Source organism: Paenibacillus sp. NN59, from assembly GCF_057597225.1.
On sequence record NZ_CP199678.1, the window covers coordinates 5,556,955 to 5,569,720 of the forward strand.

General features: G+C 46.2%; 14 protein-coding genes. 2 read left to right on the forward strand and 12 right to left on the reverse strand.

Annotated features, from left to right (window positions below; translation table 11 throughout):
• Positions 1–28: 28 nt before the first annotated feature.
• From ACT89M_RS24395 to ACT89M_RS24405, 3 genes are all read right to left on the reverse strand, one after another.
• Positions 29–865: a hypothetical protein gene (locus ACT89M_RS24395; RefSeq protein WP_154891807.1), complete on the reverse strand. Its 837-nt coding sequence runs from the start codon at positions 863–865 to the stop codon at positions 29–31.
• Between the two features lie 241 nt (positions 866–1,106).
• Positions 1,107–2,150, reverse strand: a complete 1,044-nt coding sequence (locus ACT89M_RS24400) for a hypothetical protein (RefSeq protein WP_308723200.1) — start codon at positions 2,148–2,150, stop codon at positions 1,107–1,109.
• An 88-nt stretch (positions 2,151–2,238) separates the two neighbouring features.
• On the reverse strand, positions 2,239–3,906 hold the full coding sequence (locus tag ACT89M_RS24405; RefSeq protein ID WP_308723199.1) for a DUF6138 family protein: 1,668 nt from the start codon (positions 3,904–3,906) through the stop codon (positions 2,239–2,241).
• 483 nt (positions 3,907–4,389) lie between these two features.
• Here ACT89M_RS24405 and ACT89M_RS24410 point away from each other — a divergent pair, with 483 nt between their 5' ends.
• Positions 4,390–4,668 carry a hypothetical protein gene (locus tag ACT89M_RS24410; RefSeq protein WP_186331814.1) on the forward strand — a complete coding sequence of 93 codons (279 nt, stop codon included), beginning with the start codon at positions 4,390–4,392 and terminating at the stop codon, positions 4,666–4,668.
• On the opposite strand, the gene ACT89M_RS24415 is transcribed toward ACT89M_RS24410, so the two are convergent.
• From ACT89M_RS24415 to ACT89M_RS24440, 6 genes are all read right to left on the reverse strand, one after another.
• Positions 4,640–4,828, reverse strand: a complete 189-nt coding sequence (locus ACT89M_RS24415) for an aspartyl-phosphate phosphatase Spo0E family protein (RefSeq protein WP_123065934.1) — start codon at positions 4,826–4,828, stop codon at positions 4,640–4,642. The two genes, ACT89M_RS24410 and ACT89M_RS24415, sit on opposite strands and share 29 nt — an antisense overlap.
• 249 nt (positions 4,829–5,077) lie before the next feature.
• The gene (locus ACT89M_RS24420) at positions 5,078–6,112 is read right to left on the reverse strand and encodes a hypothetical protein (protein ID WP_308723198.1); all 1,035 of its coding nucleotides are present in this window, start codon (positions 6,110–6,112) and stop codon (positions 5,078–5,080) included.
• 67 nt (positions 6,113–6,179) lie between these two features.
• On the reverse strand, positions 6,180–7,178 hold the full coding sequence (locus ACT89M_RS24425; protein WP_145414475.1) for a cysteine peptidase family C39 domain-containing protein: 999 nt from the start codon (positions 7,176–7,178) through the stop codon (positions 6,180–6,182).
• The gene (locus ACT89M_RS24430) at positions 7,171–8,085 is read right to left on the reverse strand and encodes a helix-turn-helix transcriptional regulator (protein WP_260984783.1); all 915 of its coding nucleotides are present in this window, start codon (positions 8,083–8,085) and stop codon (positions 7,171–7,173) included. The genes ACT89M_RS24425 and ACT89M_RS24430 overlap by 8 nt, the downstream gene beginning before the upstream one ends.
• A 140-nt stretch (positions 8,086–8,225) precedes the next feature.
• Complete coding sequence (locus tag ACT89M_RS24435; RefSeq protein ID WP_123065938.1) at positions 8,226–8,420, reverse strand: hypothetical protein; 195 nt, start codon at positions 8,418–8,420, stop codon at positions 8,226–8,228.
• A gap of 181 nt (positions 8,421–8,601) precedes the next feature.
• A complete protein-coding gene (locus tag ACT89M_RS24440) occupies positions 8,602–8,928 on the reverse strand; it encodes an ArsR/SmtB family transcription factor (protein ID WP_145334701.1) in 327 nt (108 codons plus the stop codon).
• 207 nt (positions 8,929–9,135) lie between these two features.
• Between ACT89M_RS24440 and ACT89M_RS24445 the strand changes: the two genes are divergently transcribed.
• Positions 9,136–10,503: an MFS transporter gene (locus ACT89M_RS24445; RefSeq protein ID WP_145334699.1), complete on the forward strand. Its 1,368-nt coding sequence runs from the start codon at positions 9,136–9,138 to the stop codon at positions 10,501–10,503.
• A 177-nt stretch (positions 10,504–10,680) separates the two neighbouring features.
• Here the strand turns inward: ACT89M_RS24445 and ACT89M_RS24450 are convergent, their stop codons facing one another.
• The 3 genes from ACT89M_RS24450 to ACT89M_RS24460 form a co-directional block, all read right to left on the reverse strand.
• Positions 10,681–11,133 carry a nuclear transport factor 2 family protein gene (locus ACT89M_RS24450; protein ID WP_145334696.1) on the reverse strand — a complete coding sequence of 151 codons (453 nt, stop codon included), beginning with the start codon at positions 11,131–11,133 and terminating at the stop codon, positions 10,681–10,683.
• A 172-nt stretch (positions 11,134–11,305) separates the two neighbouring features.
• Complete coding sequence (locus ACT89M_RS24455; RefSeq protein WP_090924327.1) at positions 11,306–11,713, reverse strand: RrF2 family transcriptional regulator; 408 nt, start codon at positions 11,711–11,713, stop codon at positions 11,306–11,308.
• 139 nt (positions 11,714–11,852) lie between these two features.
• Complete coding sequence (locus ACT89M_RS24460; protein WP_145334694.1) at positions 11,853–12,692, reverse strand: AraC family transcriptional regulator; 840 nt, start codon at positions 12,690–12,692, stop codon at positions 11,853–11,855.
• Positions 12,693–12,766: the final 74 nt, after the last annotated feature.

Sequence of the window (12,766 nt, forward strand, 5' to 3'; positions counted from 1 at the left end):
AACTTTTCGGACGTAATGTTCCTCCCGTTCAGCGCACATAGGGAAGAACGGATATGGAACGTGTTGTCAGCAGAAAGAGACTCTGTACCAGCTCTTCCTCAGTTACGATGAATGCAGTAAACACATCCTCTGTCTCCCCTTCAAGAAAGAGCCAGTTTCCACTCGTACTGCCGATAAAATAAATGACTTGTGATCTCTCATCTGTACCCCGGGTATATACTTCAAATCGGCCCTGCTGCTCTAGAGCAGCAAAACTGCAGCACAAGGGCTGCACCCAGCCCTGATCCAGATGTTTATCTTCTTCCAATATGACCTGCATTTTATCGGTTGCTTCGGTTTCTTTAGCATCTTCGGTTCTTTCGCTTATCTCCGCTTGTTCATCACCATGTCCCGCTGGACTTATCTCCAATTCAAACAAGCGGCGCAATGTGTCGGCCCCGATGGACGTGCGCATACTCTCTTGTCCCAGATCAGGAACAGCTTCTGGCGGAGTATCATTCATATCCAGTCGGTTACCGAGAACTTTAAACATATCCTGTAAGGAGGGATATGAAGTGAATACGGACTGATGATGCATAGGCTTCCAGATCCATTCGACCAACAGATTACTTGATAAAAAACCATACGTTACGGATCTGCCCTGATCCGTGTTGAATAACTCCAGACGAGTCACCGCACTGCTCAGTTTGCAAGCCGTAAGCAGCGTATGTACCTGAGGTTCTAACGTAATTTCCTGATCGCTAATGTTTATTACATGATCCTGTACCAAGCCTTTGAGAATCTGCGTGTACGAAGGTGCAGCCTCTCCCCGGCCTGCAGCAGCATGCAATTCTGCCCGAAGCTGTTTTGCCTCTGGTATATTCATGATTTCAAATAGAAAGAGCGTCTCCGAACCGTTACACTGAAAGGATGTATAAAATGACACGTGTATTCCCCTTTTCAAAAATGAATACCCTTAAAAAGCACTCATTCTTTTATTGTAAAAGGAACGCGGGCGCTGCTCAATGTGCCCCCATTCCTGAAGTTAAGCAGTCAGGCCTGATTATATATACCCAATTATAAATATAAAAGGCACAGCAAATATGCTGTACCCCTATTTTTTTGCCTTAGTCCATCTTCATATCTGTTACTCGGATCACTCTTCTGTAATACAACGCATCCATCAATTCCTCCCAATCCAGCTCATCCACATTCACGTCCCGGAAAAATACCGAAGCAGAAGGAAGGAAGCTAAGTAATGGCCCTGTTCCTCCACAGATTAGAGCTCCACCATCTCCGCCTTTTGGCATCACTTCTCCATCTGCACCCAGTGTAAGCTCGTACTTATATGGATCTCCGGCAAACTGTACACCGAAGAAGTTCGGTAACTCCAGATCATAAGGGTGATGATGTTCTCCATCTGTTTCTGTATCAGCCGACGCCTGCTCAGACTGAACCGGACTCTCCGGCTTCCCCAGATGTCTTAATCTCATCGTATAGTCAAAGCTGTCTCCCCAAGGAAATAACGTGCGACAACCTCCACCATAGATATACTCCCACTCGTCTTCCGTCAACAAACTGAATCCCGCCGCTGTTTCTTCCTTTACAATGTCCTCCAGTTCGATTCCTTCATTAAACCAGAGAATTCGAACCTCTCCTTGGTCTTGAATCAGTTTGAATTCCAGATGAAGTTCATATTCATTCAGCCCCGATTCCTTGAATTCGGCTAAGGCTTTAGGAAAATCATCATGCTCCTGAGCAAATGCTTCTTCCTCGGTTACCTCAATCCACCCCAGGGAGATGGTCTCACACTCCACAAGCATTGGGTTAATATTGACCTCTCTCACAGGTGACATCTGGCCTGCCAGAAAGGATTGTACGTCCTCAATCCCGTAACTGCTTGCAGTTTCGTGCAGATCAGCAGTCGTTTCCTCATCCATTCCTTGATGCCACTTTTCCCAGCCTAATGTTACCTGATCACCTGGAACAAATACGAATCGCTGTTCATCCTGTGTAAACACTCCGGTCTGAGTCCGCTGTCCATATCGTTCAAACGTCTGCAATCCCTCATACTGCATCCCTTCAGGCAACTGAAGCGCAACACGTTGCATCCATTTCTGCTTGTCCTGTTCAGACAGCCCCTGCCAGACGCTTTTCGTTAAAGCTTCCATCTCCATCCACCTCTCACTGCAACTTTGGCGTCTAATACTTTAGTTAATGAGTCACCAGACCCGTTTATTTCAATTGGTGACAGCTCGTTTATTTACCTGCGGCATGCGACAGCCTCAGTAACAATTCTTTTCGTTTGCCCTCCGCCTTACGGGCCAGTGCAGCCAGTTTCTCTACCTTGCCAAAAATCGGGTAGAGCACTCGCTGAACTTCATATGATTCCAACTCCTGAACCTGTTCCAGCAACCACTCAAGCTTCTCGTCCTGCTCGAACTCCGGCAACAATTTGAGTTTCAATCCGTCCGTTGAACGGCGCAAACTGTGAACGAGAACTGGCACTGAGTCTGCTGTCACCCCATATTTATCGGCAAAAGCAACAATAAATTTGTCCTGAATCATCTGATGTTCATCATCGACCTGCGCCATATATTCGTAAATCAGAGGAAAATACTGCTCGCTCGTAAGTCCAAGCCCAAAGGCGGCATAACTTCCCGGCATCCCACTCTTCTCCCCTTCTGTATCTGCATAAAACTCAAATTCCTGGATGGCTACTCGTGCGTATTGTTCCAGAAGTGAATGCAGCTCAGGATATTCTAGAGCATTCGCAAAGAATCGGTGTGTATCCGATTTGGCAAGTCCTTTGATTGGCAGATACTGTTTTACTTTGGATTTCAGTTTGATGTGATAACTCTTGGGGAACCCCTGCTCCAGCAAACGAATAATAAAGGCTATCGCCTGTTGATATGCTCCTGGTTCTTCCTGATGTATTTGAATCGCTATCCTCGCAAAAACATCATTGGCCTGGCATTCCACCTGCTCCGTCTTAACATAAGTATCTTCCGGCTTATATGTACCGCTGCCCTCAGTCAACATCCGATCTGCCTGCTCACTACCGAGCTGCTTGGCCAGTTCCAGAAACCTAAGCCCTCTTGGCTTGCTGTAGCTAGGTTCGAAACGCAAAATCATCACCGCTGCATAGAGTAGCAGATCTATAGAGTGTGAACTCTTAACCTGCCCGTCCAGCTTCTGATCTGGCTTCAACGAGTATTCATTTTCACAATATTCTGAAATCTGTACGTCGAAATACTGTGGTAAAAACTGCTTCTCCGCCCATAGCGTCAAGGCATAAATGATCGTATGACGGTGCTCGGCGAGAGCATCCTTTCGCTCCCGATTTAACGTTTGAATCTGTTCATATTGTCTAATGATCCATGTTGCATCCATTGATGGAAACAACACGGGATCGAGCAGATGTTTTGCCAAAAAAGTCGTTTCGAGCGGCTTGGTCGGGTATACACCATTCTCCAGTTTTTGCTCCGTATACGTCCGAATCTGTTCTAGAAGTTGCTGTCTTTTCTCTTCATTGATGTATTCCAGCAACGTCAGTTTCAGCATCCCGTTGCTTGTAGGAAACTTCCCTCTAAACGTAAACCGGTAATCAATCAGCGGTGTATCTGCCCATTCAGCCAATTTTTCCTGAACCACTTCAACCAGCCTTGGCTGGATTTCGGCGCGTACCATTTCTTCTGTAAACCGGATCGCCTGCGTCGATAATGAGCCTTCATCCCATCCCATATCCAGGCTATCCACGATCGTTCTTCCCGGCTTGTACAAAACAAAGATATCATCGAATATGCCCATCTGCAGTTTCGTTCGTTGGATCGTCTGCTCTAAATCCTTACGTGCCGTTTGCTCATCAAACCATTCATGAATGGCCTGAATCATCTCTTCCAGAGCTTGTTCCAATGCTGCTGTCATTCTATCTCCTGCCTTTCTCGTAAAACATGTTGTATGTACTCTTGCTCCAACACCACGACGGCTTCTATCTCAAACTGCCTGAGCAGTCTGTACATTGAATGATAAAAATGCGCATTAACGTTCGCATTCAAACTATATTTTACACGCTCGGTCATACTCGCAACAATAAGTCTTACGCACGGTTGTCCCCTACTTGCTTCTGATCAAGAGTTCCTTCTCTGGCGTGAAACTTCGGAGGAAGCACAAAAAATACACCGAAATGAGATGTTAACAACGTCGTTTCAGTGTATTTATGAAATTGCCTATATCCTTGTCGGACTTTCGTACGATTACTTGAAGACTAAACTCCTACAGCTAAGCAAAACAGAAATCATTCAGGTTATAAAATATTCAGGTTATGTATGATATAGCTATCCCCAAATTTTAACAGATGCTATATAATGTAAATAGATATTGCATTCCACACTTATGAAGGAGGATACCATGATGAAGTTGACAGAAGAAGGTGTGTTAGTGGTTGAAGAAAAGGATATTGACTATATGTACTGCTACCGGGATCGAGACGGATTTAGGTTTGATGACTCATTTTTCATTGAATTAGAGTCACAAAAAATAACATTCTCTGAAGGCGATGTCCGAACGATTCACTTTCAGTTTAAAGAAGAGATGCCGCTCTACGAAGAACGCGGACGACTTGTTTCGGAGGTTCAGTCTGCCGTTCGTACACTTGACCCTAGCTATGATGGTTCCTTTGTGAAATAAAGCGTTTGGCATCGTTATATTCGTTAATTAATTCATCCAGCACCATCGACTGACGAATGACTTCCGGATGTTGCAGACTCGTATATTGGTTTGCCATCTGGTAAAGTCTCAACCTTGCGTTTTCGATACATTCCTGAAGGGTTTCCGGGTTCCGTACCATCGTTCTGCCCCCATTCATTCCTTGAATTCATCATCCAAATAAGACCATATATTATAATATTCGGAATGAAGTGGGATTCAGATTACCTTTATTTCAAATTTTATATATTATTTTTCTAAAAGCAGCTTTTATCCTTATTGAGTTCGAAACTCGAATGATATGCAAAAAAGACACCAGATTGGCTTATCGCCTTTCTGGTGTCTAACATGTCTAGATGTACAGCTTATTCAATGTTAAAGTGTCGTATTGTTATCTGAGCCCAATATCCGAGAAGCGATTGTTGATCGTTTCAGGAAAAGCATGTTTAATTGCATCAATGGCAGCCTGTTCCGTACCCCCTGCGTTTCGAATCAGTTCAATAACTTGCTGCACACTTTCCGGTTCCCTTGCATCCCATGCCGCGGAATCATCCAGTACTTCAACAATAGATGCATAGAGATCAGCGAGCTGTGTATATTTTACAATGACTTGATCCATATGCGGCGATAAATGTTCAAGCGCTCTGACATATGAGGCGATGTCCCCTCTTGTATAAGCATAATAGCGAAGCACCGCTGCCGCCTGATTGCTCTCATAGTTTCCGGACTGCAGCACCTCCGCAACCGCGGTGTATGCGGCAGAACCGCAAGCGTAATCTTGCGCTGGCAGCATATAGTCGTGCGTTTCCCATTTGTATACAGCCTGGATTAACGACTCCTTGCATACCTCCCACATATCGATGGATTGGTGAGCTTCCAACACTTGATAATACCAATAGGGTGAGTTATTCCGGCCGACTAAGGAATAGGGTAAACGAAGCATGTCAGGATCATCTCCTGTGCAGAGAAACAGGACTTCCTCGTCATCGTCGTATCCGACAACCACCACAAATTGATCATGCCACAGCACCGCCCCGGTTCCCCGGTCAATCGAGGCCTTAATATCATGCAATGCCTGCTTCTGATAGAGTGGGAACGTCGGTTCAAAGGAAAACCCGGCAGCCTGACTCGCTGTCACGCCGATGAAATCAGCAGCAACAAAGTTCTCTGCCATCCAGTTATATGCCGAGATGGATTCTGTCGTCAGACGACGGTCCACCACGAAACGAAAAAGACTTGCTGTCATGCCTGCAATCATATAGCGCGGAAGATGTGTCCACTTTTGGTGTAATAAAATAGGATATAACGCATCTGCATAGGTGCCTGCCCCGTATCGCCATGCATCCGTGTTTGTGATCTCCGAATTGCTCTGAGGTAGTCGCTGCATTAAATCAGCTAAATCAGTCAATAACCTCATTTTATTCATTCTTTGAGCCCCATTCCTGCATCCATTCTGCCTTCCTTTTCTTCATCGTACGTCCCCATCCCCAGTTCTAACGTGCGGAGTGTGTGCCCCAGCGGGGTACCGTAGATCGTTTACGATCGGCATACTGCGCGGATATATTACGAAAAGAATCAACCGCCTGTTCTTCAAGTAACTTCGCCTGTCCAAGCCACTGCGCAAGTTGCTCATTGGTATCCTCCCGCAGTACAAGCCCGTTTTCTTCCCTTACCAGAAATGATCTCATCTGCTGGATGCGTTCAGCAATCTGGGTATAACACGTTAATGCCAGATCCAGTTCAGTCCATAAGCCGCGAACATCATGTAAATACATTTGAATCTCGGTACGCGATTGGCAGTACGAATCCAGAAGGTAGGCTGCTCCTGCACCATCGTAATATCCAGAGCGAAGTGCTTCAATCCAAACATCATATGCCAGCCGTCCGGAAGCTATATTCTGATCAGGTAACAAACGGTACGGAATATCCCAATCCTCCATTGCCAGGCGTAAAGATTCCAGCACCATCTCCTGTTCTGTAAGCTGTACCTGGTCACCAAAGATCTGGCAGTACCAGAAACCGGTGAAATTCAATCCGAAATTATCATACAGTAAAATATGCGGCTCTTTGCTCCAACCATCCTGCACATAAAAGACCCGATCTGCATCATCGTATCCATAAATGACACCAAATTCGGGCATCCAGTAGATGACGCCTTTGCCTTCATCCAGACTACGCTTGATCCAATTCACAGCATCTTGTTGATAATAGGCAAATGTCGGATGGCGACTGCGTCCCCCATCATATATTGTAAATAGGCCAAGATTGTCGATTCCGCCTTGATGAGACACTCCCCACTGTCCGTATGCCGTTACCGACATCGGCAGTAATCTCTTATGAACCGATAATTTAAAGGCCATGCCGGTATACCCTGCAAGCATATACTTCTCACCCTGGAATTGACCTGTATGCCGCAAAATCGCATGTAGGCTGTCCACAAATGATTTGGATTCCCTTGTCATCACCAGATGCTCCAGCATGTTCTCAGCCATCCTGTTCTCTCCCTTTCTGTCCCCTGCTAAGCCGCTCTGTCATTTCTTCTACCCGCTTCATCAGCTTGCGTCTGAGCCATCCCGGGGAGAGTAGTTCCTCCCACTCCGCGGCGTACAGATGTTGCAAAAATACGTCCGCATCGTAAAATTCTATCCAGCAGACCTGACCCTTTCGCTCCCGAATCCGGAACCCTTGCCACAGCTCTGATCGCTGCATTTCACGGAAACGAATCTCGGCCACAAACGGTTTCCGCACAGGCAACGTATCTTCCCAGCTACTGATCCATGTATCCTGGTTGCATTCAAAGCGTTCGTCCAGTAGCGTCAGCTGCATGATGCTTTCCAGCCGAATCGGTGTCTGTTGTAGCGGGTCTGTCTCATAACCGACTACATAGTCTGCATTAAACTGGGCAGTCAGCTTCACTGGACAGAAGGTGATCTGGTGCTCCCCCTCATGATTCTTGTAATAGATATGCACTTTTCGTGCATCCTCTATCGCATGGGACAACAATTTAAACCATTGAAGGTGCCTGGGCGATGCCGCAAACACCGGATACTGCTCTTTGGGCAGATGCTCCTCCATCGTAAAACGTTCCAATAAGTGTGCCACCCGTTTCACCGTATCCGAATGCTCATAGTCATAATGCCGATATCGGTGAGCCAGATATTTGAGAACGCCTTGTTCCTCATCCGTCATATATAAATGCGGCAAACGAAAGGTCTGATCCTCGTAACAATACCCTCGATACTTGGCTACATACACCAATGGGGCTCTGAGGGTATTTACCATATATTCAATATCACGCTGCGCCTGACGCCGAGATATCTCGAATTGTTGGGCCAGGCCACCGCTGTTCGGAAAACGCCCGCTTCGAATCTGTTCATCGAACCAATGAATCCGATGCATACTACTCAAGCGATTTCACCCCCTGAATCATTCCAACGTTTATTCCTGTATTATAACAAAAGGGCATAGCCTGTTCCGAAGAACAGGCCATGACAGGTTATCCGTATAACATTTACGTACACGTATGTTAGCTTTCAACGCTATACATTTGCTTCTGCCAGATCTACTCTGGACTGCACGGCTTTGGAGCATTTTTTGCAAACTTTCAGACTCGTGCCATCTGTTTTCGTTTGCGTATACAACAATTTGATTCGTGTACTCTTGCATATTGGACATGTTCCCCGACCTCTGGACGGAAGACTCCACAGAACGCGACCTCTTTTTGTTTTAGCCAATGATTGTGAACCTCTTTTCAATAGGGTTTATGTGTTTTTGTTCACCATCATTATAGAGGCATTGGGACGACACAGAATGTCGCATCAGGAGCAATCTTTTATCGAGTTCAATATGGAGTCTTTCATGGGCATCTATCCCAAAAATAAAAAATGCCCCTTCTTCATATAGAAGAAAGGACATTCATTCAGCCGATTCTGTGCTTGTCAGTGCTGCAGCTTGGAGAAGAGGCTGTAACAACCCTGGAAATCTCTCTTCCAGATCCTCCGACCGTAGTGTAATAAAATGCTGTGTACCCTGTACTCGGACGCGAATGACACCCGCCTCCCGTAAAGTACGAATATGGTGCGACATCGTTGATTTCACAACACGAGCATGAAAATGACTGCATGGTTGCTCCCCGCTTCTGGCGGATTCAGCCACAATGCCCAGCCGTGTCGGGTCGCTGAGCGCATAAAGCACTGAAGAAAGCTCAATATCCGCCACTTGTGGATGATGTAAAATTTTCATAAGGCAGTCTCCTTTTTTTTAAGACTATGCATTGTATTCTAACATACATCCATGATATATTTCTAATGTTCGATACCAATCGAACTTATATCATTTCGCATGCATCCCTTGTTGTGGAACACAGGGGCTGACATTATACACCATTTTGCAAATGTTACACACCGTTTCTGAAATGTTGCGAAATACACATCACGATAGGAGGTTTTTATGAACAACACGGCTACGGCAACTCCGATGGAACGGACTAGCATACAAGAAGGATTAATTGTGGCATTACTTGGTTTCACCGTTGTACTCGTCGTGATGAACACGATGATGTTTAATCTGGCTCTGCCTAAAATTGCGGCTGAATTCAAGCTGACCTCTGTTGCTTCTTCCTGGATTGTTACGGGTTATTCCATCGTATTTGCGATTTCCTCGATTACATTCTCACGTTTGTCCGATTTTGTGCCGATACGCACCCTGTTTACCACCGGGCTTACACTGCTTGGAACCGCATCTGTCTTGGGTTTCTTCAGTGACCACTTCATTATTCTGCTCATTGCGCGTCTGGTTCAAGCCGCAGGTGCAGCTTCCGTTCCGGGACTTGCGATTGTGCTGATTACCCGCTACATTCCGAATGAACGCCGGGGTAAATCCATGGCCGTCATCATGTCCGCCAGTTCGCTGGGTTTGGGACTTGGCCCGGTGCTTGGCGGAAGCATTACACAGTTTTTGGGATGGCATGATCTGTTTATCGTTACCGGTTTAGCACTGTTTTTAATCCCTGTTTTTTATAAACTGTTACCGCGAGAGACGCCGCAAAAGGGTTCCTTCGACATGCTAGGCGCGGTTTTGCTTGCCATCGGTACAACCGGGATTCTGTTATTTCTGACTTCTCGCCAGATCATTACACTCATCATCGGGGTAAGCGCACTGTTGCTGTTCTGGTTCCGCATTCGCCGTGCAGCTGATCCGTTTGTGCAACCGGCATTGTTCAAAGACAAGAAATATATGATCCTCAGCTCGCTGGGAATCGTATCTTACATTAATAACTTCGCTACCTTGTTCCTGCTGCCGCAGGTTCTTGCACATCTCTATGGACTGACACCGGCACAATCGGGACTTGTCATCTTCCCGGGTGCGCTTGTGTCCATGCTGCTGTCAAACCGCATCGGGCGTATGATTGATCGTCATGGCAATACGTTGTTATTGAAGTTTGCTCCTTGGCTGCTCCTGGCCGCTGCCGGACTGTTCGCTCTGTTTGCAGACCAAAGCATCTACGCCATCATGGTTGTATATATGCTACTCAGCGTCGGTTTCTCATCATTGACGACTAGCGTATCCAACGAATTATCAGGCAATCTGTCCATGGATCAAGTGGGCGCAGGCATGGGACTGTTCCAGCTAAGTCAATTTTTCAGCGGTGCATTCAGCGTAGCTGTAACCGGAGTCGCTTTGACCGCGATGCAGAACATGCAGCTATCTTCGGCGTATAGCTTTATTTTCTGGGGCATGACCGTGGTGGGCCTCGCATCCGTTATATTTTCGCAAATTTATCTGAGAATGCAGTCACGGAAACGTACTGTAGCCTAATTCGAAATTGGATTAGCTTGACCAAGCCAGAAGGCACTGTCATCCGACAGGTCTTCTGGTTTTTTTTATTTTCTCGGGGATATGTTTAATGATGTCATCGTTGCAAAGAAAACAAAACCAAAGAGCCTGATCAAGATCAGACTCTCCGTGTGAATTGTATAATCAATTAGCGGTTGCTTATTCGAACAGATCCAGACGCAAACGTTTCAAGCTGGTATGCTGAATACGCCACTGTCCATCGATCTTGACAAATGTTTCGTGATAATGCCCGAATCCGTGGAAAGATTTGTTCTCGTTGCCTTCCGGGAACGTCACCCAGTCCTCCATCGGAGAAATAACCTTGGCTTCAGTCGCAGATACAAACTCCACCTCCGCACTATGTACGTGATGCACAGTCACCGCCGGGTCTACAAGGTCACGGAACACTTGTACAATCGTGTCACGTCCAGTCAGAACGGGAATCGGATTGCCTTCCGTACTGAAATCGGCAACGGCATCGGGAGCAAATACGTCAACGAGTTCGTCCCATGCTTTCGTATCGATATAGCGGCAGTAACGCGCCTTGGTATTTCTAATATTTTCAAGTGCAAGCAGTTGCTCCAGTTCCGTCATCGCCGTCGTTTGGCTCATGTGTATTCCCTCCAGAGATGTAAGATGTGATTAAGTATGTATAGATAATATCTTCCTTATTGTAGCATTGCCCTTCTGTCAGGCACAACGTTGCAACAAGTGAGAAATCTAAAAGCATTACCCAATCTTACTGGAATAGAAACATTCAAGAGCCACACTAGAGCGGTAAAGATTACAGCGAATGAGCTTCCCTCATCTGGGACGCGAGCTCAGACATTTTTTTATGTTGCAGGAAACTTTCCATCTCTTCTTCCGCCTGAACCATCACCTGCTGGATCAAACACGCTGCATTATGATTCTGTGAGCATTCAAACAAGGAAGCCTTGCCTTCGATGGCATGAATGATTTCCAGAAAAGAAGGATCAGGGTTCTTGCGACTAAGTCGATAACCGCCATTGGCACCGGAAGTGGATTCGATCATGCCCGCTTTAACCAGTTTGGTCAATATTTTCGACAAGTACGTTGGAGATACTTTCTGGAATTCAGCCAGTTGATGCACGCTAATCAGTTGCTCGGGCGCAGTGCTAACCAGATATAACATCGTATGCAACGCATAGTTGGTCGCTTTGGAATATTTCATGAGAGGACACCTCATATATACGGATTTAATTTATCCATAATAGACCTGATTGAAGGCTCTGTCAAACGAATACACATGAGAGTCGCAAGGTAGATGGCGTTTCTGCGTTGCTGGAAGTTTGCTTCATCCATTTTTTTTCTTATTTATGGTAAAGCCCACGGTAATCAGTAGGTGTCATGCCCTCGTGCGCCATAAACTGGCGGTTAAAATAACTTGCATTGGGATATCCCGCTTCCTCGGCAATCTGCCCAATGTTAGCCGACGGTCGTTCAAGCAGCCATTGCTTGGCCATCTGTAACCTGGAACGTGTGATAAACTCCATTGGCGTCATCTCTACGGCATTCTTGAACATTTTGCAAAAATAATACGTACTCACTCCTGCGCGATCCGCCCAGTCTTGTAACAGAAAAGGCTCACACGCCTCCTGCTGCATCTGCGGCAATAACGACAGCACTCTGCTCTCCGTTTTGCTCGTGGTGCGTGTGTTCTTGAGCGGTACCGCATGCTGTACAAATTCCGCCAGCAAAGCATAGGTCAACGTGGACAACTGGGCTGGACGAAGCATCCGGTTCTGTTCCACCTCTTCAAGCAACGCCAGATGAGCGTCTTCCCAGGAAGTACGCTGTCTCAGCGTCCATAAAAGGTTGCGGTGCAAGCCCCGTTCCAGCATATAATCATGCAACCGTTCCCCATAAAAATGAACCCAGCGTACGTCCCACGGCTCATCTTCGCTACTATAATAATGCTGCCGCTGATGCGGGAAATAAAGCACTGCTTGACCTGCCCTGAGCTCATGCACCACCCCATCAGCCTCTACATATCCTTTGCCTGCCGCAACATAGTGAATGTTAAAATTATTAAGCACCCCAGCCTCACGTAATACAGCGTGCTGGGCATGATCCGTATAGTGTCCAACGGACTCAGGATAACAGAAATAGGGGATATCCTGCAGGGTCAGCAATACGGTTTGTCTCATCATGGTCGGTTCACCCCATTAAACAATATTGTGTTAATTCAATTCAATATATTATCATTTTAATTCATTCATCTATT